This window comes from Bradyrhizobium sp. USDA 4516 (assembly GCF_054055915.1).
Window position 1 is genome coordinate 3,662,352 of the sequence record NZ_JBSRXT010000001.1, and the last position, 23,679, is coordinate 3,686,030.

At 65.4% G+C, this 23,679-nt stretch carries 23 protein-coding genes, 1 tRNA gene, 1 pseudogene and 1 riboswitch; of the genes and pseudogenes, 11 read left to right on the plus strand and 14 right to left on the minus strand.

Features of this window, described 5'->3' with window-relative positions; all coding sequences use genetic code 11:
* The first annotated feature begins 2 nt into the window (after positions 1-2).
* On the plus strand, positions 3-1,148 hold the full coding sequence (pimD, locus tag ACVI1L_RS16830) for a pimeloyl-CoA dehydrogenase small subunit (RefSeq protein WP_253625100.1): 1,146 nt from the start codon (positions 3-5) through the stop codon (positions 1,146-1,148).
* 123 nt (positions 1,149-1,271) lie between these two features.
* On the plus strand, positions 1,272-2,045 hold the full coding sequence (locus ACVI1L_RS16835; RefSeq protein ID WP_456783323.1) for an SDR family NAD(P)-dependent oxidoreductase: 774 nt from the start codon (positions 1,272-1,274) through the stop codon (positions 2,043-2,045).
* 174 nt (positions 2,046-2,219) lie between these two features.
* Here ACVI1L_RS16835 and ACVI1L_RS16840 read toward each other — a convergent pair whose 3' ends face one another.
* Positions 2,220-3,413 carry an O-succinylhomoserine sulfhydrylase gene (locus ACVI1L_RS16840; protein ID WP_092085392.1) on the minus strand — a complete coding sequence of 398 codons (1,194 nt, stop codon included), beginning with the start codon at positions 3,411-3,413 and terminating at the stop codon, positions 2,220-2,222.
* Between the two features lie 76 nt (positions 3,414-3,489).
* A riboswitch (SAM riboswitch) is annotated at positions 3,490-3,569 on the minus strand.
* Positions 3,570-3,703: 134 nt separating this feature from the next.
* On the opposite strand from ACVI1L_RS16840, the gene ACVI1L_RS16845 reads away from it, so the two are divergent.
* From ACVI1L_RS16845 to ACVI1L_RS16855, 3 genes are all read left to right on the plus strand, one after another.
* On the plus strand, positions 3,704-4,810 hold the full coding sequence (locus ACVI1L_RS16845; RefSeq protein ID WP_057016021.1) for a 2'-deoxycytidine 5'-triphosphate deaminase: 1,107 nt from the start codon (positions 3,704-3,706) through the stop codon (positions 4,808-4,810).
* A 163-nt stretch (positions 4,811-4,973) separates the two neighbouring features.
* A complete protein-coding gene (locus ACVI1L_RS16850) occupies positions 4,974-6,023 on the plus strand; it encodes a hypothetical protein (protein WP_456783324.1) in 1,050 nt (349 codons plus the stop codon).
* 129 nt (positions 6,024-6,152) lie between these two features.
* Positions 6,153-7,595, plus strand: coding sequence for an MATE family efflux transporter (locus tag ACVI1L_RS16855; RefSeq protein WP_057016023.1), 1,443 nt, complete (start codon positions 6,153-6,155; stop codon positions 7,593-7,595).
* A gap of 37 nt (positions 7,596-7,632) precedes the next feature.
* On the opposite strand, the gene ACVI1L_RS16860 is transcribed toward ACVI1L_RS16855, so the two are convergent.
* The 5 genes from ACVI1L_RS16860 to ACVI1L_RS16880 form a co-directional block, all read right to left on the minus strand.
* Complete coding sequence (locus tag ACVI1L_RS16860) at positions 7,633-8,469, minus strand: IS5 family transposase (RefSeq protein ID WP_076824982.1); 837 nt, start codon at positions 8,467-8,469, stop codon at positions 7,633-7,635.
* A 242-nt stretch (positions 8,470-8,711) separates the two neighbouring features.
* The gene (locus ACVI1L_RS16865) at positions 8,712-9,128 is read right to left on the minus strand and encodes an SRPBCC family protein (protein ID WP_076832454.1); all 417 of its coding nucleotides are present in this window, start codon (positions 9,126-9,128) and stop codon (positions 8,712-8,714) included.
* A gap of 129 nt (positions 9,129-9,257) precedes the next feature.
* Entirely contained in the window at positions 9,258-9,617 is a 360-nt protein-coding gene (locus ACVI1L_RS16870) for a VOC family protein (RefSeq protein ID WP_016843721.1), read from the minus strand.
* Between the two features lie 55 nt (positions 9,618-9,672).
* Positions 9,673-10,512, minus strand: coding sequence for a helix-turn-helix domain-containing protein (locus ACVI1L_RS16875; protein WP_076832452.1), 840 nt, complete (start codon positions 10,510-10,512; stop codon positions 9,673-9,675).
* 9 nt (positions 10,513-10,521) lie between these two features.
* Positions 10,522-11,100: a methylated-DNA--[protein]-cysteine S-methyltransferase gene (locus ACVI1L_RS16880; protein WP_253604845.1), complete on the minus strand. Its 579-nt coding sequence runs from the start codon at positions 11,098-11,100 to the stop codon at positions 10,522-10,524.
* 78 nt (positions 11,101-11,178) lie between these two features.
* On the opposite strand from ACVI1L_RS16880, the gene ACVI1L_RS16885 reads away from it, so the two are divergent.
* The 3 genes from ACVI1L_RS16885 to ACVI1L_RS16895 all read left to right on the plus strand — a co-directional run bounded on the left by ACVI1L_RS16885 (position 11,179) and on the right by ACVI1L_RS16895 (position 13,312).
* Positions 11,179-12,807: a 4-amino-4-deoxy-L-arabinose transferase gene (locus ACVI1L_RS16885; protein WP_456783325.1), complete on the plus strand. Its 1,629-nt coding sequence runs from the start codon at positions 11,179-11,181 to the stop codon at positions 12,805-12,807.
* 109 nt (positions 12,808-12,916) lie between these two features.
* A tRNA-Gly gene (locus tag ACVI1L_RS16890) sits at positions 12,917-12,990 on the plus strand.
* Between the two features lie 70 nt (positions 12,991-13,060).
* The gene (locus ACVI1L_RS16895) at positions 13,061-13,312 is read left to right on the plus strand and encodes a DUF3551 domain-containing protein (RefSeq protein WP_076832446.1); all 252 of its coding nucleotides are present in this window, start codon (positions 13,061-13,063) and stop codon (positions 13,310-13,312) included.
* 569 nt (positions 13,313-13,881) lie between these two features.
* On the opposite strand, the gene ACVI1L_RS16900 is transcribed toward ACVI1L_RS16895, so the two are convergent.
* Positions 13,882-14,901, minus strand: a complete 1,020-nt coding sequence (locus ACVI1L_RS16900; RefSeq protein WP_057016030.1) for an LLM class flavin-dependent oxidoreductase — start codon at positions 14,899-14,901, stop codon at positions 13,882-13,884.
* Positions 14,902-15,147: 246 nt separating this feature from the next.
* Here ACVI1L_RS16900 and ACVI1L_RS16905 point away from each other — a divergent pair, with 246 nt between their 5' ends.
* Both ACVI1L_RS16905 and ACVI1L_RS16910 read left to right on the plus strand, forming a co-directional pair.
* Positions 15,148-16,314, plus strand: coding sequence for an NADH:flavin oxidoreductase/NADH oxidase (locus ACVI1L_RS16905; protein ID WP_456783326.1), 1,167 nt, complete (start codon positions 15,148-15,150; stop codon positions 16,312-16,314).
* Positions 16,315-16,350: 36 nt separating this feature from the next.
* Complete coding sequence (locus tag ACVI1L_RS16910; protein ID WP_456783327.1) at positions 16,351-17,280, plus strand: dihydrodipicolinate synthase family protein; 930 nt, start codon at positions 16,351-16,353, stop codon at positions 17,278-17,280.
* A 6-nt stretch (positions 17,281-17,286) separates the two neighbouring features.
* Here the strand turns inward: ACVI1L_RS16910 and ACVI1L_RS16915 are convergent, their stop codons facing one another.
* The 7 genes from ACVI1L_RS16915 to ACVI1L_RS16945 all read right to left on the minus strand — a co-directional run bounded on the left by ACVI1L_RS16915 (position 17,287) and on the right by ACVI1L_RS16945 (position 22,851).
* Positions 17,287-18,456, minus strand: a complete 1,170-nt coding sequence (locus tag ACVI1L_RS16915) for a cytochrome P450 (RefSeq protein ID WP_456783328.1) — start codon at positions 18,454-18,456, stop codon at positions 17,287-17,289.
* A gap of 109 nt (positions 18,457-18,565) precedes the next feature.
* Positions 18,566-19,363 (minus strand): helix-turn-helix transcriptional regulator, encoded by a 798-nt coding sequence (locus tag ACVI1L_RS16920; protein ID WP_076832436.1) that lies wholly within the window; start codon positions 19,361-19,363, stop codon positions 18,566-18,568.
* A 350-nt stretch (positions 19,364-19,713) separates the two neighbouring features.
* On the minus strand, positions 19,714-20,076 hold the full coding sequence (locus ACVI1L_RS16925; RefSeq protein ID WP_456783329.1) for a nuclear transport factor 2 family protein: 363 nt from the start codon (positions 20,074-20,076) through the stop codon (positions 19,714-19,716).
* A 94-nt stretch (positions 20,077-20,170) separates the two neighbouring features.
* Positions 20,171-20,491 (minus strand): cupredoxin domain-containing protein, encoded by a 321-nt coding sequence (locus ACVI1L_RS16930; protein WP_456783330.1) that lies wholly within the window; start codon positions 20,489-20,491, stop codon positions 20,171-20,173.
* Positions 20,492-20,502: 11 nt separating this feature from the next.
* A complete protein-coding gene (locus ACVI1L_RS16935) occupies positions 20,503-21,024 on the minus strand; it encodes a DUF4142 domain-containing protein (protein ID WP_057016034.1) in 522 nt (173 codons plus the stop codon).
* 95 nt (positions 21,025-21,119) lie between these two features.
* Entirely contained in the window at positions 21,120-21,809 is a 690-nt protein-coding gene (locus tag ACVI1L_RS16940; protein ID WP_456783331.1) for an RNA polymerase sigma factor, read from the minus strand.
* Between the two features lie 94 nt (positions 21,810-21,903).
* Positions 21,904-22,851, minus strand: a complete 948-nt coding sequence (locus ACVI1L_RS16945) for a LysR family transcriptional regulator (protein WP_456783332.1) — start codon at positions 22,849-22,851, stop codon at positions 21,904-21,906.
* Between the two features lie 143 nt (positions 22,852-22,994).
* Here ACVI1L_RS16945 and ACVI1L_RS16950 point away from each other — a divergent pair.
* Positions 22,995-23,600 (plus strand): annotated as a pseudogene (locus tag ACVI1L_RS16950) (Rieske 2Fe-2S domain-containing protein); the annotation flags it as partial.
* Between the last annotated feature and the right edge of the window lie 79 nt (positions 23,601-23,679).

The following is a 23,679-nucleotide window of genomic DNA, read 5'->3' on the forward strand; positions in this document are numbered from 1 at the left end:
ACATGGATTTTGATCTGTCCGAGGAGCAGCGGCTTCTCAAGGAAAGCGTCGACGGGTTGCTGGCGGATGCCTACGACTTCGATGCGCGCAAGAAGTACATGAAGGAGAAGGGCGGCTGGAGCAAAGCGCTCTGGAGCAAGCTCGCCGAGCAAGGCCTGCTTGGTCTGCCCTTCGCGGAGACCGACGGCGGCTTTGGCGCCGGCGCGGTCGAGACCATGATCGTGATGGAAGCGCTCGGCAAGGCGCTGGTGGTCGAGCCTTATCTCGCCACCGTCGTGGTCGCCGGCAGTTTCCTGCGCCATGGTGGCTCGGCCGAGCAGAAGGCCAAGTACATTCCCGGCATCATCGACGGCAGCAGGACCTTTGGCTTCGCCCAGCTCGAGAAGAACTCGCGCTATGACCTCTTCGACGTCGTCACCAGCGCGAAGAAGAAGGGCGACGGCTGGGTGATCGACGGCGAGAAGTTCGTCGTGCTCAACGGCGAGAACGCCGACACCTTGATCGTGACCGCGCGCACCAAGGGCGGTCAGCGCGACAAGACCGGCATCGGCGTGTTCCTGGTTCCGGCGGATGCCAAGGGCGTCACCAGGAAGGGCTATCCGACCCAGGACGGCCTGCACGCGGCCGACATCACCTTCACCAATGTCGAGGTCGGTGCTGACGCTGCGATCGGCGATCCCGAGAACGGCCTGCCCCTGATCGAGCGCGTCGCCGACGAAGCCCGCATTGCGCTGTGCGCGGAAGCGGTCGGCGCGATGGACGAGTCGCTGAAGGAGACGGTCGAGTACATCAAGACCCGCAAGCAGTTCGGCGTTGCGATCGGCTCGTTCCAGAGCCTGCAGCACCGTGCCGCCGACATGTTCGTGGCGCTGGAGCAGGCCCGCAGCATGTCGATGTTCGCCACCATGGCGTCGGACTTCGACGATGCCAAGGAGCGTGCGTCGGCGGTTGCCGCCGCCAAGGTGCAGGTCGGCAAGTCCCTGAAGTTCGTCGGCCAGCAGTCGATCCAGCTTCACGGCGGCATCGGCATGACCATGGAAGCCAAGATCGGTCACTACTTCAAGCGGCTGACCATGATCGAGAACACGCTCGGCGACACCGACTATCACCTCCGTCGCGTCAGCGAGGGCGGCGGGTTGTTGGCCTGAGCCATCTCCGTCATTCCGGGGCTCGCGAAGCGAGAACCCGGAATCTGGCGCCGTAACCTCTGGATTCCGGGTTCGCGACTGCGTCGCGCCCCGGAATGACGTGCAAATAACAGGGAAACAACAATGAAAAACACCCCGTTCGATCTCACCGGCCAGGTCGCGGTCATCACCGGCTCGAGCCGCGGCATCGGCCGCGCATCGGCGGAGCTTTTGGCAAAACTCGGCGCCAAGGTCGTGATCTCCTCGCGCAAGGCGGATGCCTGCCAGGAAGTCGCCGACGGCATCAAGAACGCGGGCGGCGATGCGCTCGTCATCCCCTGCAACATCGCGCGCCGCAGCGAGGTCGAGGCGCTGGTCTCGGGGACGATCAAGCATTACGGCAAGATCGACATCCTGGTGTGCAACGCCGCGGTGAACCCGTATTACGGCCCGCTGCTCGACATCACCGACGAGGCGTTCGACAAGATCATGGGCTCGAACGTCAAGAGCAACATCTGGCTGTCCGCGCTGGCGATCCCGCAGATGGCCGAACGCGGCAAGGGTTCGGTCGTGATCATCTCCTCGATCGGCGGACTTCGGGGTTCTACGGTGATCGGCGCCTACGGCATCTCCAAGGCCGCCGACTTCGCGCTGTGCCGCAGCCTTGCCGGCGAGTGGGGCCCGAAGGGCGTGCGCGTCAATTGCGTGGCGCCGGGCCTGGTGAAGACCGATTTCGCCCGCGCGCTGTGGGAGGACCCGGACAATCTGAAGCGCCGCACGGCGTCGACGCCGCTCCGCCGCATCGGCGAGCCCGACGAGATCGCCGGCGCCGTGGCCTATCTCGCCTCCGATGCCTCGACCTTCATGACCGGCCAGACCATCGTGGTCGACGGCGGCGTCACGACGGCTGCGACGTAAGGTCAAACGCTCTAAGAGATAGCGCGCAATCGTCCCACGATCTCGTCATGCCCGGCCTCGTGCCGGGCATCCACGTCTTTGGCGGTTGCTGCGAGCAAGACGTGGATGGCCGGGACAAGCCCGGCCACGACGACGCCGAAAGAACAGCGCACGCCGCCCGCGAGAGGCGTTTGCTCAGACCTGCTCCAGCGCGCGCTCAAAATCCTCGATCAGGTCGTCGGGATGCTCGAGCCCGGCCGAGAAGCGAATGAAACCTTCGCTGATACCAAGTTCGGCGCGGGCCTCCGGCGCCAGGCGCTGATGCGTCGTGGTCGCGGGATGCGTGACGAGGCTCTTGGCGTCGCCGAGATTGTTGGAGATGCGCGAGATCTTCAGCGCGTTGAGGCAGCGGAAGGCGCCAGCCTTGCCGTCCTTCACCTCGAAGCCGACCAGTGTCGAGCCGGCGCCCATCTGCTTCTTCACCGTCTCGGCCTGCGGATGGTCGGGGCGGCCGGGATAGACCAGCCGCGTGATCTTCGGATGCTTGGCCAGCGCCTCGGCGATCTTCGCCGCGTTCTCGGTCTGGGCGCGGACGCGCACGCCGAGCGTCTCCAGCCCCTTCAGCAGCACCCAGGCGTTGAACGGCGACAGCGACGGCCCGGTCTGGCGCATGAAATTGTGGATGTGCTCGGCGATGAAGGCCTCCGACGACAGGATGACGCCGCCGAGGCAGCGGCCCTGGCCGTCGATATGCTTGGTTGCGGAATAGACCACGACGTCGGCGCCGAGCGACAGCGGGCTCTGCCAGATCGGCGTCGCAAACACGTTGTCGACGATCAGCCGGGCGCCGCCGCTATGCGCGATCTCTGCGATCGCGCCGATGTCGAGCACGTCGAGCGTCGGATTGGTCGGGCTCTCCAGGAAGAAGGTCTTGGTGTTCGGCCGCAACGCGCGCTGCCACTGGTCGAGGTCGAGGCCGTCGACCAGCGTCGTCTCGATGCCGTAGCGCGGCAACAGGTCCTGCACCACGTAGAGGCAGGAGCCGAACAGGGCCTTCGAGGCCACCACATGATCGCCGGCCTTCAGCGGGGCGAGGATCGCGGTGGTCACCGCGGCCATGCCGGTCGCGGTCGAGCGCGCGGCTTCCGCGCCCTCGAGCTCGATCATGCGGCGCTCGAACATCGCAATGGTCGGGTTGGAATAGCGCGAATAGATGAAGCCGGGGTCCTGGCCCTTGAAGCGCGCCTCGCATTGCTCGGCGGTGTCGTAGACGTAGCCCTGGGTGAGAAACAGCCCTTCCGACGTCTCCCCGAATTGCGAGCGCAGCGTACCGCCATGGACGAGACGGGTTTCGGGACGAAAGCGGGCCGTGGTTTCAGATTCAGACATGTGACCTCCGAGGTGGCCATTTCCCCTGGGAACTGGCCACAAAAAAACCGGCCTGGAGCAACCTCCACAAGCCGGGATCACACTGTCCCCGGCCTGTTTAGCGACTTATTTAACGTGGCTGCAAGCCGGCCGGCTCAAATCACCACGGGATAAGTGCAGCTGATATTCCCTCGCGCCCTTTCCGTCAAGACGGTCATCGGATAACCCGTAAAAGCCCATATTTTGGGGCTTGATGGCCGCCTGGAGTATGATTTTTCGGTCATCTCAAGGGATCGCCGAGGGACCGCATCGTGTCGTTCACGCTGGAAGATGAATCCAACGGAATCCTGCCCGACCGCATGATCGCGGAGATGGCGGAGGCCGGCCTCATTCTGCCCGCCTATGACTTCGTCGAGAGCCAGATCCAGCCGGCCAGCCTCGATCTGCGCCTCGGTGACATTGCCTACCGGGTCCGTGCCAGCTTCCTGCCGGGACCCGATGCCACCGTCGCCGAGCGGATCGACGAGCTGAAGCTGCACGAGATCGATCTGTCCGACGGCGCGGTGCTGGAGACCAACTGCGTCTACATCGTGCCGCTGCTGGAGAGCCTGGCGCTGCCGCCGGAGATCGTGGCCGCGGCCAACCCGAAGAGCTCGACCGGACGGCTCGACGTCTTCACCCGCGTGATCGCCGACGGCACCCGCCGCTTCGACATGATCGGCGCCGGCTATCACGGCCCGCTCTACGCCGAGATCAGCCCGAAGACGTTTCCCGTGCTGCTGCGCGAGGGTTCGCGGCTCAGCCAGGTCCGCTTCCGGATCGGCGAGGCGACGCTGACCGCCGACGAGCTCGATGCGCTGCATGCCGCCGAGCGGCTGGTCGACGCCGCCAATGCCGATCTCACCCATGGCGTCGCGCTCTCGGTCGATCTCTCCGGCGAGAGCTCGGGCGGCTTCGTCGGCTATCGCGCCAAGCGCCATACCGGCGTGGTCGATGTCGATCGCCGCGGCGGCTATGCTGTCGACGACTTCTGGGAGCCGATCAAGGCCCGGCCCGACGGCAGTCTCATCCTCGATCCCGGCGAGTTCTACATCCTGGCGTCGAAAGAGGCGGTGCAGGTGCCGCCGGACTACGCCGCGGAGATGGTGCCGTTCGATCCGCTGGTCGGCGAATTCCGCGTCCATTATGCCGGCTTCTTCGATCCCGGCTTCGGCTATGCCGGCGCCGGCGGAAAGGGGGCGCGCGCCGTGCTGGAGGTGCGCTCGCGCGAGGTGCCGTTCATCCTCGAGCATGGTCAGATCGTCGGCCGCCTCGTCTATGAGCGGATGCTCGAGCGCCCCGACGCGCTGTACGGCCAGCGCATCGGCTCGAACTATCAGGCGCAGGGCCTGAAGCTCTCCAAGCATTTTCGCGTGTAATTCCGTTTCGCGCGCGTGTAATTCCGTAGCCCGGATGAAGCGCTAGCGAAATCCGGGGCGCTGCATACGCGCATTGAGCCGCCCCGGATTGCGCTTCGCTGCATCCGGGCTACGATTGCGCGCGCGAGGCTTTATCTCGCCAACAAGAACAGCGGGAGCAGACATGACCGGAGAGCAGGACGCGCGCGAAACGCAGTGGCGGAAGTGGCGCAGCGTCGCCGATCTCTATCACGCCTTCTTCACCGGGCTGATCCTCACCGTCGTCACGCGGCGCGGCACGGCTGATGCCGCCGAGTTCGTCTTCCGCGTGTTTCGTCGCCAGCAGCAGGAGCGCTTCCTGCCCGGCTTGAAGAAGCTCGGCCTCGACAGCCTGCCGCCGGCGGTCGCGGCCGCGCAGTATCATTATCTTTCCAACTGGATCGGCGGCGTGCATGTCGAATACATGTACGAGACCGACCGCAAGGCCTGGATCCGCTATCCGCCGCCGCGCTGGATCTGGAAGGGCACGGCGATCTGCGGCGTGCCCGGTGAGGTCTCGCGCGCGATGCTGCGCGGCTGGCACGCCAACAACGGTGTCGCGCTCGGGGAATTGCGGCTCGGCTTCGTCTGCACCAAGCAGTGTGTCGACGGCCAGGACGGCCTCGAAGGCTATTACTGCGAGTACGATCATCCGCTCGAGCTCGACCAGCGCCTGGTGTTCGCGCGCCATATCGAGGCGCCGCTGTTCGATCCGAACTCCGCGCCGGCGCTGCCGGTCGACAGCTGGCCGAAGCCGCGGCTGGAAAAGGCCTATCGCAACTACGCGATGGAATATGTGAAGACGGCCGCGCCGGTCATCGTGCAGGTGTTCGGCCCGGAGGACGCGAGCTATCTGCTGCATCTCACCGGCAGACTGATCGGCATGCAGTATTACGACGAGGTCGCGCAGGCGCTCGGCGGCCGCCGTGGCCGTGCCACGGAATTTGCCGCATTCCTGCGCACTATCTTCGAGTCGCAGGACGATATTGCTGACATCACCGAATCCGAGGGCCAGTTCGAAATCCGCCAGCAGGGCTGGAAGCTGATGGCCGACGTGGCCGACTATCATCCGGCCTGCGCCAGCGTATTGACCGGCCTGTTCGAAGGGCTGGCCGCCGGCTGCGGGCGGCGTATTCCGGTGCATCTGAAGCCGAACAGCGCCGCCGGCGCGCCGTTTGTCTGGTCGATCGGCTAGCCCCAAGGTTCATCCGGGTTCACCTGCAATCGCGCAGGCCCCCCTTGCGCCCCGCGCACGTGGATTCCGCCGCCGCCATGGTAGGGAAACACCATGGCGCGGCTCCCCAGATCGCGCGTGGGAGTAGAAATGTCCGATCTCGGCCTCGCCGAAATTCCTGTCGACGAACAAGAGCGGCCGCTGCCGCCGCCGGTGACCAAGCCGGCGCGCAATGCGCTGCTCGACGGGCCGATCCTGCGCACGCTGCTATGGCTGGCGTGGCCGAACGTGATCGCCCTCTCCGCCGGCACCTGCGTCGTCATCGCGGAGACTTCGTATATCGGCCGGCTCGGCGTCGAGTCGCTCGCGGCGATGGCGCTGGTGTTTCCCTGCGTGATCCTGACCATGACGATGTCCGGCGGCGCGATGGGCGGCGGCGTCGCATCCGCGATCGCGCGTGCGCTCGGTGCCGGCGAGATCGAGCGCGCCTCGACGCTCGCGATGCATGCGCTGCTGATCGGCCTGACCTTTGGTTTGACGTTCATGCTGGGCATGCTGATCTTCGGCCCGCGCCTGCTCGAATTGCTCGGCGGCCGCGGCAATGTGCTGGCGCAGGCGATTGCCTATTCGCAGGTGTTCTTCGGCGGCGCGATCCTGCCCTGGCTGATGAACACCATGGCCGGCATCCTGCGCGGCACCGGCAACATGAAGCTGCCGTCGACCATGATCCTGTCCTCGGCGGTGTGGCAGATCATTCTCGGCGGCACGCTCGGGCTCGGTCTCGGTCCGGTGCCGCAATTCGGCATGCGCGGCGTCGCCGCGGGGTCGCTGATCGCCTATTCGATCAGCATCAGCGTGATGGGCTGGTATCTGTTCTCGGGCCGTGCCCGCGTGAAGCCGAAACTCAAGGGGCTGCGCGTGCAATGGGCGATGTTCATCGACATCCTCAAGGTCGGCGCGGTGTCCTGCTTCTCGCCGTTGCAGTCGGTTCTGACGATCTCGATCTTCACCCACATGCTGGCGCAGTTCGGCACCGCGGTGCTCGCCGGCTACGGCATCGGCGCGCGGCTCGAATTCATGCTGACCTCCGTCGCCTTCGCGGTCGGCATCGCCTCGGTGCCGATGATCGGCATGGCGGTCGGCGCCGAGCGCGTCGCGCGCGCCCGGCGCATCGCCTGGACCGCGGGCACGGTGTCGTTCCTTGCGGTCGGCGTGGTCGGCAGCTTCATCGCCGTCTTCCCCGACCTCTGGGTCAATCTGTTCACCAATGATCCGCACGTGCGGGCGACCAGCCATCAATATCTCTCGACCGCCGCGCCGATGTACGCGTTCATCGGCCTTGCGATGTCGATGTATTTCTCCTCGCAGGGTGCCGCGAAGGTGCTGGGTCCGGTGCTGGCGCAGACAGCGCGGCTGATCTTCATCGGCACCGGCGGCTGGTGGCTGTCGACGCATGAGGCGAGCGCGCAGAACTTCTTCGCACTCGCCGCCGCCTCGATGGGCGTGCTCGGCGTGCTGTCCTGCCTCAGCGTGATCCTGACGCGCTGGGGCAAGTCGGCACCGGTCGCAGAAGTGCAGCCGGCGCTGTCGTAGATATTAAATCCGTCATCCTGAGAGTCTGACTCATAAATCACCCAACCTTAGCTGCAGCCGCGAGTCTGCGGGTCAGGAGCCTGATGTGTGCAATCAGCAGCCAGGCAGCTTCGGTTGCCACCGTCGCCTCGAAGTCCTTGGCGAGGCGGCGGCATCTGCCGAACCAAGCGAATGTGCGTTCAACCACCCACCGCCTCGGCAGAAGCTGGAAGCCTTTGACGCCTTGAGGCCGCTCGACGATCTCGACAGTCCATGGACCGCAGTCTGAGAGCGCGTCGAGGAGTTGATTTCCGCGGTAGATCCGGTCGGCAAAGACGTGGCGCAGCCGGGGGAAGTTCATCCGCACGTTCTTCAGCAGCGGTACGGCGCCATGGCAGTCCTGAACGTTGGCCGGATGAACATGAACCCCAAGGAGGAGGCCATTGGTATCCGTCACGATATGCCGCTTGCGGCCGTAGATGCGCTTGCCTGCATCGTAGCCGCGCGGTCCGCCAGCTTGCGTGGTTGGCGCACTTTGACTGTCGATCACGGCTGCCGTCGGCTTCGGTGTCCGTCCAAGCTTTTTTCGCGCCCGTCGGACAAGCACGCTGACAATCCTCTGCCACCGGCCTGTATCCCGCCATCTATAAAAATAGCCCTGCACCGTCGAATAGGGCGGGAACTCCTGCGGCAACGCCCGCCACTGGCAGCCGGTCGAAACGATATAGAGGATCGCTTCGATCACACGACGCAGCTCCGTCTTACGCGGCCGGCCGCGCCGGTTCGCTCGCGGCAACAGGCGTCTGATCACCGCCCACTCCGCATCGGTCATATCGCTTGCATAACGCAGATCGTCCCGCCGATATTGCTCCCGAGTGATCTTGGTCCAGGGCATCGTGCTCTCCCTCGAATCTTTGCAAATCCGATGGAATCACACCCCACTGAGATCACTCACCCATTTTTCAGTCAGGCTCTGAGGAGCCGCGAAGCGGCGTCTCGAAGGATCGACGGCCCAGGTGTTTCGGCGTGCGCTCGTAGAAACAGCGGGACTGTCGCCCTTCGAGACGGTCGCTTCGCGACCTCCTCAGGGTGACGGTCATAGTTCGAAATGCGCGGCCAGTCGCATGACCTAGCGGATCACGCCGCGCTCTTCTCCCTGGCCGATTTGGCCATCGCGGCTTGCATCGCCGCCGCGCCGAGATCCATCTGCGCGTCCATGTATGGCGCGACCTCGTGCGGCAGCACGTCGGCGATCCACACCACGCGGCAGCGCGTGTCGCCCTCGGCGAACACCTGCACCGAGGCGGAATGCTGCTTCAACCGCTCGCTGCTGATCGCATAGACCAGCCGCTTTCGCTGGTCGTCGCAATCGACCAGCGTCTCGCGCGCCACGGTGCCGTTGGAGAAGCTGACGGTGCGGACGTCGCCGTCCAGTTGCGTGTCAGTCACGAAGCCCGGCACTAGCCGCGTATGCAGTGCGCCGAAATCGCGCAACGCGTCCCAGACATGATCTGCCGGCGCGTCGATCGGGATATCCTTGTGAATGGAAGCCATTGTTCAATCCTCGTTGGTTTCAGATGTGTCGTCATTGCGAGGAGCGAAGCGACGAAGCAATCCACACCGCAGCAGGCGGAAAGATGGATTGCTTCGCTCCACTCGCAATGACGGCGGAGCTGTGGTGTGCTAGGTCGACACCGCCTCGACATTGTTGCCGTCGGGGTCGAGCAGGAACGCCGCGTAATAGGTCGGGCTGTAATCCTTGCGATGGCCCGCCGCGCCGTTGTCCTTGCCGCCGGCCTTCAGGCCTTCGGTATGGAATGTCTTGATCGCGTCATGGCTCGGGGCACGGAACGCAACGTGCGCGCCGCCTTGGGCCTTGCCCTTGTGCAAATGCAGCCAGAGCGCGGGCTCGCCCTTCGGGCCGAAACCGGCGCCGCTGTCGTCGCGCGAGCAGAGCACGAAGCCGAGTGGCGCCAGCACTGCGGTGTAGAAGCGCACGCTGGCGTCGAGGTCGGCAACGCGCAATCCGATATGGTCGTACATGAGGAATCTCCAGTCGCTAAGCGCATCGAAAGACGCGCGGACGGGAGCAGCCTAGCTATTGCAGCGCGAGACGTTCTTGGAAAATCTTGCGGTCGCCGCGCGAGGCCTGGCGGAACTTGAGCGGCGAGGCACCGGCGGCGCGGTGGAAGCTGCGCACGAAATTGGACAGATCGCCGAAACCGACGTCATAGGCGATGTCGGTGACCGGGCTGTCGTCATCCGCGAGCCGCCGCGCCGCATGGCGCAGCCGCGAGCGCACGAGATATTGATGCGGGGTGACGCCGAGCACGGCGGAAAACAGCCGCAGGAAATGGAAGGTGCTCAAGCCGGCCTGTTCGGCGGCCTCGTCGAGGTCGATCTGATGGTGTGAATTGGCGTCGATCCACAGCGCGGCCTCGACGGCGCGGCGGCGATCGCGCAAGCCTGCGGTGAGCGGCTTTGTCTTGCGGTCGGACACCAGCTCGACAAGGCGGCTGGTGAGGAGGTGGCCGATCTCGTCGAGACCGACGTCGCTGTTGCCAGCTGCCGCCGTTTGCGCGAGCTCGCCGATCACCATCAGTTCCGGCAGCGGCGGCACCGACCCGACCTGCCAGACCGCCGCGCGGTCGCCGATGGTCTCGACCAGCACCGGGTCGAGGAAGAACGACAGGCATTCGTCGCCGACCACGTGGTCGTGCGTGCAGGTGTATTCGTCGCCGGGATGGCCGACCAGGATCGAGCCTGCCACCAGCTCATGGAAGCGGCCGCGGCAATGGCAGCCGAAGCTGCCGCTGCGCACATAGGACACCGAGTGGGAGGCGAACTGCTCGGCGAACGGCTTGTCGCCGGGTTCCGCCGTGCAGCGGAACTCGTTCACCGTGATGCGATCGCGCTGCAGCAGCGTGGTTCGGACCATACCCCGGATTTAAGCTTGCGGCCGGAGTCGTGCAACGGGCAGCAGCACATCAAAAAGGGTCTTGCTGGTGGTCGGCTGGGCGCCCTCGATCGAGAGCAGCCGCCGTTTCGAGATGCTGCCGCCGTTCGGCGAGATCCGGTCGGCATAATTGCCTGCCTCGAGCACGCGGTGGCAGGGCACCATGACCATGAAGGGATTGCGGCCGAGCGCCTGTGCCACCGAATAGACCGCGCCGGACGCGCGCAAGGCGCTCGCCACCTCGTCATAGGTCCGGGTTTCGCCGCGGGGAATGGTCCGGACAAACTGGTAGACGCGCGCGTTGAAGGCCGGGATGCCGCTCATGTCGAGCGCAACGCCGGCAAGGTCCCCAATGCCGCCGCGCAAGGTCGCGGCGATGCCCTCGATCGCGACAGCGACCTCCTCGGGAGGCCGCATCTCGCGCGCGTCAGGATAAAGCTTGAATAGCCGCTTGCGGGTCTCGATCTCGCGCAGCTCGGGAAGCTGCACGCCAGCCACGCCGAGCTCGCCCCACGCGATGCCGCATCGGCCGATCGCCGTGTCGAAAATGGTATACCCACGCCCCGCCATGACGCCACCAGCCCCCACGCGCGCGATCCTAACATTGTCGCCGGCGCGCGCATCCGGAATCTTGACGTTTAGCTAACCATGTCGCGGCCCCTTCTGTGTGACCTCGCCAATTTATCAGTCACGCATCTTAAAGGCTTTGCCCGCTATCTGGTCGTCAGCATGCTGCTCCACGGTACGATCGGCGGAACGATGACCAGCACCGGCGCGGATGGGGCGCGCGGCAGCACAGCCGTGGCCGGGACATCGACCGGGCGTCTTCATCCGCTGTTCGCATTGCTGTTGCCGGCATTGGTCCTGCGCCTTGCGGCCGCGCTCTGGCCCAACGTGATGTATCCGGACGAGATCTTTCAGTATCTCGAGCCGGCGTGGCGGATGCTCGGCCATGACGGCATTTTGACGTGGGAGTGGCGCGAAGGCATTCGCGGCTGGTTCCTGCCGACATTGCTGGCCGGGCCGGTCGCGGTGGGCGGCTTGATTGCGCCGGGGGGCGAGGGCGCTTTCCTGGTGCCGCGCCTGGTCGCCGCATCTGCGTCACTGTCGATCGTGGTCAGCGCCTGGTTCTTTGGTGCACGGATTTCGCGAACCCATGCCATCGTCGCGGCGTTCGCGGCGGCAGTCTGGTTCGAGTTGATCCTGCTCTCGCCGCACACATTGGGCGAGCCGTTGGCGACGGCGCTGGTCGTGCCGGCGGCGCTGCTGGTGACCGGCCGTCCGTCGCAGCGGCATCTGGCGATCGGCGGCGCGTTGCTCGCTTTTGCCTTTGTCTGCCGCTTTCAGTACGCGCCGGCCATCGCCGCGCTTGCGCTCGGCGCCTGCTGGATGCGTTGGCGAAACCTGATTCCCCTGATCGCGGGCGGTCTCGCCGCGCTGGTGCTCACCGCCGCGATCGACCTTGCGCATGGCGCCGTGCCGTTCGCCTGGCTGATCGGCAACATCAAGGAAAACCTGCTGCACGATCGCGCGACCGAGTTCGGCGTGACGCCCCCTTCGGCCTATCTCGCCAACTTCCTGATCGTGTGGTCGGCGGCGATCGTGTTGCCGCTCGCCGCGATCTGGCGCGGCGCGCGGCATGCGCCGCTGCTGCTGGCCGTGGCGCTGGTCAACCTCGTCTTCCACAGCTTGATCGCCCACAAGGAATACCGCTTCGTCTTCCTGTCGGTGGCACTGTTCATCATCGTCGCGGCGCTGGGATCGGCCGATTGGGTGCAATGGCTGCGCGCAAAGCCCGGGTGGCGCCGCTGGGCATTGCCGATCGTCACCGGCGGCTGGGCCTTGCTCTCGGTGACGCTCGCCGGCGCTAGCGAGGGGATGCGGGACTACTGGACGCGCGGTGTCGGCGCAGCGCGGCTCGCCGCCGAACTGCGCAGCGATCCGCAGCTGTGCGGCCTCGCACTTTACAATGTTCGTTTCCAGCTGTTGCCAGGGCGGGAACGATTGGTCGGCCCAGTACCGCTCTATGCGCTGGAGCCCGGCGATCCGCTCGCCGAGCTGATCCTGCCGCCGCTGTTGCAGGCGACCAAGCCGACCTTCAACCGCATCCTCGCGCGGCCCGCGGCCGCCGGTGATCTGCCGGCGGATTATTCAAGGCAAAGCTGTGCCCGCGTCGGCATCGCCGATGCCTGCATCTATGCACGAAGCGGCACCTGCGACGCATCCGCCGCCGCGGCTTTTGTCATCAATGACGTGCTCGTGAGGATGGGCCACTAGCGGGGGCGGTGCGGCGATCGGCTCCAATGCGCGCTTGATCCGCTGCCTCCGCCCGGGCTATGGTCCGGCCGGGTCGCACCCGTGAGGTGCGACCTCAAGCATTGAGATCGCGGGCGTAGTTCAATGGTAGAACGGCAGCTTCCCAAGCTGCATACGAGGGTTCGATTCCCTTCGCCCGCTCCAGCCTTCAGGCAAATGTCGCGGGACAGTTTGTCGGCACGGCAATGTATTTGGCGACAGCAGGAGACGTGACGTGAGGTTGCTTGGAGCGCTGCTGCTTGCGCTGGGCGCGCTTTGGATGACGAGGCCGGCATCCGCGCAAATGTATGATCCGCGCTATCCCGTCTGCATGCATGTTTACGGTGAGTTGGTCGGCGAGCGCATGGACTGCATCTTCACGTCGATAGATCAGTGCCAGGCCAGCGCTGTGGGCATGCCGGCGACCTGTCTGGTGAACCCTTATTATGCGCCAAGGTCGGCGCGTCCTCATCGGCCTGAACGATGACTTTTCCGGCGGTATCGCGAGCGTTCATTTGAGATCAGTGCATGGCATGGTGGTACTACGCGCTCTTCGCGATCGTTTTGCTCGGATGTTGTGCATTGGTGGTTCGCGCCCGTCGCGGCAGCAATACGCGAGAAGACGAGGAGCTGAACCGGCGGATCGATGAGCGCGTCGATCGGCTCGACCTCACCCGGCGCAATCGCGACAGGGATTCCTGACCCAGGGAATCCGCAGACGGCCTTTCGTTATTATCCCGGGATATTACGGCGATCTGTTCACGCAACGTGCGCGCCTAACGCACCGTACTCGACCTGTTCTTCTCACAACGCGCAGTTATGTTTCCGTAGTTCTCCGCGTTTGAGAACGAAGTTCCGCCGGAACGATGTCGCGGGTTCCGGCATTGGTCGAATAGAGCCGACCGACCTCCGGCGAGAACGGTCGGTTCAAGCCCGCGCCTGGCCGTTCCCTCTCAACAGCCCCCTAGAAGACGGCCGGCGCGGGTCCTTATCCCGGTCCTGCTCGATGTGACGAGGCTGCGCGCCGGGCGAGTATCGCTGACGTTCGCGATGGATTCAGCGCCAGCCCAAAGCGGGCGCGATCTGGGTCAAGATCGTCTCGATCACATGCGCGTTGTAATCGACGCCGAGCTGATTGGGGACGGTCAGAAGCAAGGTATCGGCCTCTGCGATCGCCTCATCCGTCTTGAGCTGCTCGATCAGCCTGTCCGGCTCGGCGGCGTAGCCGCGGCCGAAGATTGCGCGCGTCCTCTCGTCGATGAAGCCGATCTGGTCTTCCTCCTGGCCGTTGCCGAAATAGGCGCGGTCGCGATCGTCGACCAGCGCGAAGATGCTGCGGCTCACCGAGACCCGCGGCTCGCGCGTGTGCCCGGCTTCCTTCCAGGCGGCACGATAGGCCCGGATCTGGGCGGCCTGCTGGACGTGGAAAGCCTCTCCGGTCTCGTCGTTCTTCAGCGTCGAGCTTTGCAGGTTCATCCCGAGCTTCGCCGCCCACACCGCGGTGGCGTTCGAGCCGGCGCCCCACCAGATGCGCTCGCGCAGGCCTTCCGAGAGTGGTTCGAGCCGCAGCAGGCCGGGAGGATTGGGAAACATCGGCCGTGGATTGGGCTGCGCAAATCCCTGGCCGCGCAGCATGTCGAGGAAGATCTCGGCATGACGCCGGCCCATGTCGGCATCGGTTTCGCCCTCGCCCGGCTGATAGCCGAAATAGCGCCAGCCATCGATCACCTGCTCGGGTGAGCCGCGGCTGATGCCGAGTTGCAGGCGTCCCCTCGCGATCAGGTCGGCCGCGCCGGCGTCCTCGATCATGTAGAGCGGATTTTCGTAGCGCATGTCGATCACGGCGGTGCCGATTTCGATCCGGCTGGTCCTGGCGCCAACGGCCGCCAGCAGCGGGAACGGCGAGGCCAGTTGGCGCGCGAAGTGATGGACGCGAAAATACGCGCCGTCCGCGCCGAGCTCTTCGGCCGCGACCGCAAGGTCGATGGATTGCAGCAGCACATCCGCGGCCGAGCGAGCCTGCGACTGCGGCGAGGGCGTCCAGTGCCCGAACGAAAGGAATCCGATTTTCTTCATGCCGGCAATGTAGGGATGTCCGCGACGAATTGCGATCCGTGACGTGACCCGGGGATGACCGAAAGTGTCTACCAGCCGGGAAATTTTCTGCGGCAGATGTTGCCGGTTTTGCAGATCGCGCCGCTCCGCAAGTGCTGCATGCGTGCAGGTCTTGCCGCCTGCGCCGCGGCATGACTTGCGATCCCGGGGCGCGCCGCCTAGCTTTCCGCCACGATTTCTCCCGCCAACACCGTCCCGCAGGTCCCGATGTCGCAGCCTCTTCTGTTTCAGCCGATCACGCTTCGCGGCGTGACCTCCCGAAACCGCATCCTGATCTCGCCGATGTGCCAGTATTCGGCAACCGACGGCTTGGCCAATGACTGGCACCTTGTCCATCTTGGTAAATTTGCCCAGGGCGGCGCCGGGCTCGTGATGGTCGAGGCTGCGGCGGTGACCGCGGAGGGCCGCATCACCCATGGCGACGTCGGCATCTGGAACGACGAGCAGATCGCGCCGCTCGAACGGATCGCCGCCTTCCTCAAGGACAATGGCGCAGTGCCCTCGATCCAGCTCGCGCATGCCGGCCGCAAGGCCAGCATGCAGCGTCCCTGGTACGGCAATGCCGCCCTCGATGAGGCCGACCGCGGCCGCGGCGATCTGCCGTGGCGGACGGTGGCGCCGAGCGCGATCCCGATGGAAGACGGCTGGCTGATGCCGCACGCGCTCGACGCTGCCGAACTCGCCGCGCTGCGTGAGCAATGGCGGCGCGCCACCTTGCGCGCGGTGGAGGCCGGCTTCGAATTCGTCGAGGTGCATTGCGCGCATGGCTATCTGCTGCATGAATTCCTCTCGCCATTGTCGAACCGCCGCACCGATGCCTATGGCGGCGATCGCGCCGGGCGGATGCGCTATCCGCTCGAGATCATCGAGACCGTGCGCGCGGCCTGGCCGGCGGAGCGGCCGCTGTCGGTGCGGATTTCCTCGGTCGACGGTATCGACGGCGGCCTGACGCTCGAGGACCAGGTCGCGTTCGCCCGCGAAGCCAGGGCGCGCGGTGTCGATTTGATCGATTGCTCGTCGGGCGGCCTGCTCGGCTCGGCGACCGCGGCGCGGATTCCGCGCGGCTACGGCTTTCAGGTGCCCTATGCCGATGAGATCCGCCGCGCCGCCGACATTGCGACCATCGCGGTCGGCCTCATCCTGCATCCGCAGCAGGCCGAAGACGTCCTGGCCAAAGGCCAAGCCGATCTGGTCGCGATCGGCCGCGAGGCGCTGTTCGATCCGAACTGGCCGCTGCACGCCGAGCTCGCGCTCGGCGGTGCAGGCGGCGAGGTGTTCGCGTCCTGGCCGAAGCAGTATGGTTGGTGGCTGGAGCGCCGCGAGCCGGGCCTGCGCCGGCTCGATGGCCCGCCGCTGCCGTTCCGCCAGAGCTGACAAGAAAATCCGACAACAATCTGGGAGGTCGTTATCATGACATCAGTCGCAAAGCGCCCCTATCGCGGCGTCTTCCCCGTGGCGCCGACCATCTTCGACGCCAACGGCAATCTCGACCTCGATGGCCAGCGGCGCTGCGTCGACTTCATGATCGACGCCGGCTCCCACGGCATCTGCATCCTCGCCAATTTCTCCGAGCAGTTCGTGCTGACTGACGCCGAGCGCGAGACCGTGATGCATACGGTGCTCGAGCATGTCGCCGGCCGCATTCCCGTCATCGTCACCACGACGCATTTCTCTTCGGCGGTCTGTGCGGCGCGCAGCCGCGAGGCGGAAGCCGCCGGGGCTGCGATGGTGATGATCATGCCGCCCTATCACGGCGCGACCTTCCGCGTCGGCGAGCCGGGCATCTACGAGTTTTATTGGATCGTGTCGGATGCCATCAACATCCCGATCATGATCCAGGACGCGCCGGTCGCGGGCACGCCGCTCTCGGTCGATTTCCTGGCACGGATGGCAAAAGAGCTCGCCAATATCAGGTACTTCAAGATCGAGGTGCCGATGGCGGCGAACAAGCTGCGCGGCCTGATCGAGAAGGGCGGCGCCGAGATCGAGGGGCCGTGGGACGGCGAGGAGGCGATCACGCTGATGGCCGATCTCGATGCCGGCGCCACCGGCGCGATGACCGGCGGCGGCTATCCCGACGGCATCCGCCAGATCATGGATCCGTTCTTCGCCGGCCGGCGCGACGAGGCGGTCGGGGCCTATGCGCGCTGGCTGCCGCTGATCAATTACGAGAACCGGCAATGCGGGCTGCAGGCCTGCAAGGTGCTGATGCGCGAGGGCGGCGTCATCAAGTCCGATGCAGTGCGCCACCCGCTGCAACCGCTGCATCCGGCGACGCGCGCGGGGCTGATCGAGATCGCGCGGACACTCGATCCGGTCGTGCTGCGCTGGGGACGGTAACGGGGGCTATGCGTCCCACGTCACCGGCAAATCCAGCAGGCCGCGGAACGCCCAGCCGCCGATCCGCGCCGGCTGGTGCTCGATCAGGCGCAGATTCTTCAGCCGCTTGAAGATCGCGGGCAGCGCGACGTCGGCGACCATGGCGCGCGAGGCCCAGGCGCCGGCGCAGAAATGTGGACCGGCACCGAACGCGATGCTCTTGCTGGCGTCGCGGCGCACGTCGAACGCGTCGGGCTTGTCGAAGTGTTTCTCGTCGCGGTTCGCCGAGCCGAACATCAGGAACACGCGCTCATTGGTCTCGAATGCGACGTCCCTGATCGTCCAGGGCTTTGCGATCCGCCGCGGCGACATCCCGATCGGCGAGATCCAGCGCGCATATTCCTCGAACACCTGCAGCCACGGGATCGTGCCGCTCGTCGCCAGCGCAAGCTGGTCGGGATGAGTCAGCAGCGCCCATACCGTGCCGGCGATCGCATCGCGCGGCTCGTTCTGGCCGCCCGAGATCGCAAGCTTGATATTGGCGCGCACGCTCTCCATCGGCATGTCGGTCTGCAGCATCACGCCGAGCAGGCTGAGGTCGGGCGTCTTGCGCAGCCTGGGGACCATGTCGTCGATCGCGGTATCGATCCCGGAGGTCGCCGCATGGCAGCGCGCCTCGATCGCGGGATCGCCGACATAATTGGCGATGCCGTCGATCATGCCCTGCGACCACGCGTTCATGTCCTGGAAGCGCATGTTGGTGAGGCCGGTGATCGACTTCAGGCATTCGGCCGAGAACGGCAGCGCGAACGCCTGCACGAAATCGACCACGCCGTCCGGCTTCAGTTTGTCGAGGATGCGCGTCGCGTGTGCTGCGAACTGCGCGGTCCAGTGCGATCGGACGGTTTTGGGCGAGATCGCCGGAAAGATCGCCTTGCGCTCGTTCATGTGCGCATCGCCGTCCTTGCGCATCATGTTGTGGCCCATCAGCTTGTTCATCAGCCCCTCGGGCTGGTGCGACGAGAACACGTCGATCTGCTTCTCGGAGATGAAGATGTCGTCGCGGCTGCACAGCAGCGTGCTGCCGAGTTGCGGCACGAAGGCGATCGGCGCCTCCTTGCGCATGCGCGCCAGCGCCGGGTAGGGATCCTGCCAGAAGGCGGGGACGTCGATATTGAAATGGGGCGCGGTGCTCACGACGTGATCTCGGTTTGGCCTCGGGTTTTCGGACCGAGCATAGGCCGGGCGGCGCGGCCCGTCTGTCCCCACCGCTGGGGACAGCGGGAGACCATCGCCTGGAGCGCGCTCAGTTCAACTGGCGCGCCGACGCCATCAGGCGCAGCGCGATCGCGAACAGCTCGTTCTGCGAGGAGATGCCGAGCTTGTCATAAGCGCGCTTGCGATAGGTGAGGGCGGAGTGCAGCCCGATGCCGAGCTCGGCGGCGATCGCTTCCGAGCTGAGGCCGGAGAGGATGCGCAGGCAGACCTCCTGCTCACGCCCGGTCAGCCTGGCGAGCGGTTCGGCGGTCGCAAACAGGGTCTTCAACCGCTCGATCGGATCAACATCCGCTGCCGGGTCGCGCTGGAAATGCCGCGCCACGGCCGCCGTCAACGCCGGCGCGACCGCGGCCAGGCGCGCGATCTGCTCGCGGCTGAAGCGGCCTTGCGCGGTGATCTGGTAGAAGTTGACATAGAAGCAGGTGTCGCCGGTCCAGATCGCGGACGCGAACTTGTCGACGATGTCGGAGTCGTCGAAGAAGATCTTGCGGTAGCCGTCGCTGTACATGCGGCGGGCGAAGGTCGGCAGCACGATCGGTGCGGGCTGCGCCCGTCCCTCGAACACCGCATCGCGGTTCGGGTCGGCCTGATGGAAATGCTCGGAATAGGCGATCCCGAGGTCGCGCCCGGTCGGGATGTTGCCGACATCGAGCAGGCACGCGGCGGTCCGCGGACCGGTGAACGAGAACACCATGCAATGGCCGACCCCGGCGACGCGGCGCAGCGCGCCGATCAGGGCCTGCGGAAAGATGTCGCGGCCGATCGCCAGCAGCGCCGGCGTGATGTCGCTGACGACAGAAGTCTCGAAGGCGTAATCTGCCTTCATGGTGTCCTCCCTGTGTTTCGGGAAGACTAGAGCCTTTTCCGTTCCGATGGAATCGGAACGGGGCTCTCTATTCTTTGTTTTGACGCGTTTTCTTGACGCGAACCGGGATCCACTTCGCTCGAAAACGCTCTGGCAGCGACGTCGCCGGCGTGGAAGCCGTTGACGTAACGGCGTTGGCGTTCTGTCCCCTCGTCATTCCCCGGTGCGCAATTGCGCACTGAGGGCTCGCGAAGCGAGAACCCGGAATCCATCGGACAGCAAGCGCTGCGGTTGAATGGATTCCGGGTTCGACGCTGCGCGTCGCCCCGGAATGACGAGAGGATATAGGTCGCGGTTGCCCGAGGAAGGCCTCAGGCGCCCGGCACCTGGTCGAGGAAGCCGGTGATGCTCCTGATCCGGCCGTCCTTCAGCATGGCGAAGTCGGTGCCCTTGATCGGGCTGTCGACGCCGTCAGGGCCAAGGCCCCAGGAGAACCGGACATGGTCGCCGAAGCCGTTGGGCTCCCCGATCAGCTTGAAGCGGAAGTCCGGAAACTTCTGCTGCACGCCCGCGATCAGTGCGTCGACGCCCTCATGGCCGTCGCTGCTCATCAGCGGATCGATATAGCGCGCATCGGCGGTCCAGTTCTCGCTCAGCATCTCGCGGCGCCGGCTCGGCGTCCGCTCGTTCCAGAGATCGATATAGCGGCGGGCGATGGTGGCATGGTCGGTCATGGTGCTCTCCTTCGATAGTGCCGGACTGTACGGCGGTCCGGACTATCGAAGGTTCGCGTGCGCCGATCGATTACCTCTGAGGTCATCGCGCGGGCTATGGTGCGATGGTCAGCACCGCCTTCATGTTGGGATGGTAGCGGCAGTAATAGTCGACCGTGCCGGCCTTGGTCAGGACCGACTCGACCGTCTTCTTCGGCGCGATCGTCACGTCGAAGTCGCCGTTCTTCGCGGTGGCGGTGTGCGCCAGCACGTCCTTGTTGACCCATTCGATGGTGTCGCCGACCTTGGCCGACACCTCGGCCGGGGAGATCACCAGATTCTCCATCACGATCTGGATGGTCGCCGCATGCGCCGGGACAGCCATCGCGCCGAGCGCGAGCAAAGCCAGCGTTGCGAGACAGCGTCCTGGCAACATCGCGCGCCTCCTTACTTCAGGCCGGCCGCGACGTGTTCGGCATGCTGCTGGTGGCCCTGGAAGATCTTCAGGCCGGTCTGCAGCAGGCCCTTCAGCTCGGGATTGCTGGCCGAGGGGATCAGCTGCGTCTCCAGCGCGGTGTTGACGGCCTTGTGGTAGGCGACCTCGTTGTCGATATAGGCCTTGTCATAGGCGGCGCCCTTCAGCTTGCCGAGTTCGGCGAGTTTGTCGGCCGCCTGCTTCGACAGCGCCTTGCTGGTGTCGTTGTCCTCCGGCGTCACCTTCAATTTCTTGACGAGGTCGAGCGCCTGCTTGTTCACCGCCTCGTGGTCGCGCGCCATGTCCTTGGCGAACGCCTTGACCTCCTTGTTGGAGGCCTTCTCTTCCGCCTGCTTGGCGGCATTGATGTCGATCACACCGGCCGTATAGGCGATGTGCGCGATCTGCGGATCGGTCGGCTTTGCGCCCTGCGCCAGCGCAGCGCAGTTGAGGAGGCTGAGCGCGGCGACCGCGATACCCAATCGAACGAACATGGTTTGAAACTCCTGTTGAGCCGGGCGTAGCGCGCGGCGCGTCGTTGCTTGCACAGGAGTTGGATGGTGCGGGCGAGCAGAGGTTCCCGAAAAATTCAGGCCGTGGCGCGCAGCCGTTTCAGAACCGCCTCGGTCAATCGCTCGCAGCGCTTGCCCGCGAAGGGAAAGGCCTCCATGACGACGGGGCCGATCTTCCGCTCGACATTGTCGCGCAGCATGGTGCGGGCGCGGTGCAGGCGGGTCTTCACGGTTTCCGGCTTGAGGCCGAGGATCTCAGCGGTCTCCTCGACATTCATGCCCTCGATCACGCGGGTGATGAAGACGAGGCGGAACGCCTCGGGCAGCTCGTCGATCGCGTGCTCGACGACGCGCTGGATCTCACGCTGGGCCATGGATTTTTCCGGATCGTCCGTTGACGACAGGGGGAACTGGATGATCCGGGCTTCAGGAGCGCCTTTCGGCAGATCGGACCATTCGACGCTGCTGTGCCTGCGGCGCAGGCGGCCGAGCGCCTCGTTCATTGCGATCCGCGACAGCCAGGTCGACAGGCTGGAGTCGCCGCGGAACTGGTCGAGATGGGTAAAGGCGCGCACATAGGCGTCCTGAACCACGTCCTCGGCCTCGTGGTCGTTGCGCAGGATGCCGCGCGCCAGCCGGAACAGCCGGCGATTATTCGCCTGCATGATGGCGCGGATCGCGGCCTCGTCGCGGGCAAGCGCGCGTTGCACCAACTCGGCATCGTCCGAGCGGTTCGGCGGCAGGGACGTTACATGGACCTGGCGCATGGCGGGTCGCCCTCACTGTTGGCGGAATAATATCATTGGATGCCGACCGGCCGTGCAGGTTCCCGGGAAAATGGTAATCGGCCAAAAAAGACCGCTACGGCCTGATATAGGCCTCCGGATCCCCGCGCGCATGCGCCTCCATCGCATCGAGGAAGCAGCGCACCTTCGCCGGGACAAATTGCCGCGCCGGTAACAGCGCGTGCACGTTGAGCGGCTCGCAGGCATGGTCGGTCAGCAGCCGCCGCAACTCGCCGGCCGCGACGGCGGCGCGGGTATAGCTGGCGGTGACCCGCAGCACGCCATGGCCGGCGAGCGCGGCCTGGAGCCGGACATGGGCATTCGAACTGGTCAGGCGTGCGCGATCGACCGCGAGATGCTCGACCGCGCCGCCGGGAGCGGTGATCGCCCATGGCGGATCGCTGGGGCCGGTCAGCAGCGGCAGCTTTCTCAGATCATCCAGCGTGCGCGGCTCGCCGAATTTCTCCAGCAGTGCCGGAGCCGCGAACAGGCCGCGCTCGAGCGTGAAGACGCGGCGGATCACGATCCCGGCCGACGGCAGCGGCGTCTCCAGCATCGCAAACACGATGTCGTAGTTCTCGGCGATCGGGTTGACGATGTCATGCTCGACATCGATCCGGATCGCGAGTTCGGGATAGCGGCCCATCACCGCGCAGGCGACCGGTCCCGCATGATGCGCGCCGAATTCATAAGGCGCCTTGATGCGCAGCGTGCCCGCAACCGCGCTGGACATCGCCAGCGCCTCGCTGTGGGTGTCGTGCAGCGCCGCGAACAGCGGGCGCACCTTGCGATAGATGGTCTCGCCGGAATCGGTCAGCCGCAGGTGCCGGGTGGTGCGCTCGATCAGCCGCAGCCCGAGATTGGCTTCGAGACGCTGCACCGCAGCACTGAGGCTCGATTTGGGATGGCCGAGCACGCGCGCAGCCGCGGTGAAGCCGCCATGCTCGACAACCTCGCAAAACAGCTCCCAGTCGCGCCACTCCATGGCCGATTGTCCATCCACCGGTACAGTGTGTCCAGCCAAATCCGATTATCCCGGTGACCGCAATCACCTAACCTCGTCGCAACCAAATCTTGCATCGGGAGGGTGAGATGGCTGACGACGGAATTTTCCTGCGCAACACCTGGTACGTGGCGGCGTGGAATCACGAACTGATCGACGGCAAGATGGTCGCGCGCACCATCCTGGAACGGCCGATCGTGCTCTATCGCGGGTCGAGCGGCAAAGTCGTCGCGCTGGACGACCGCTGCTGTCATCGCGCCGCGCCGCTTTCGATGGGACGCATCGAGGGCGACGACATCAGGTGCATGTACCACGGCATGAAGTTCGCTGCCGACGGCAAATGCATCCAGATTCCCGGCCAGGACACGATCCCCGCGAAGCTCGGCGTGCGCAGCTATCCCGTGGTCGAGCGCTACAATTTGATCTTCATCTGGACCGGCGATCCCGAGAAGGCCGATCCGAAACTGATCCTCGACTATCCGCCGCTCGAGGATCCCAGATGGCGCGGCCTGCCGGGTTACATGCACTACAAGGCCAATTGGCTCCTGATTGTCGACAACCTCAGCGACTTCGCGCATCTCGCCTTCGTGCACACCAACACGCTCGGCGGCTCCGAGGAATACGCCTACAAGACCAAGCCGGTCGCGATCGAGAAGCTGGACGACGGTTTCCGTGTCGAGCGCTGGCACATGGGCGCCGAGCCGCCGCCCTACCACAAGAAGGTGATCTCGAACAAAACCGACAAGATCGACCGCCGCAATATCGGCCGCATGATCGTGCCCGGCATCTTCACGCTCGACACCACGTTTGCGCCGGCGGGGCGGGGGCGTCGAGAAGGGCGTCCAGGTT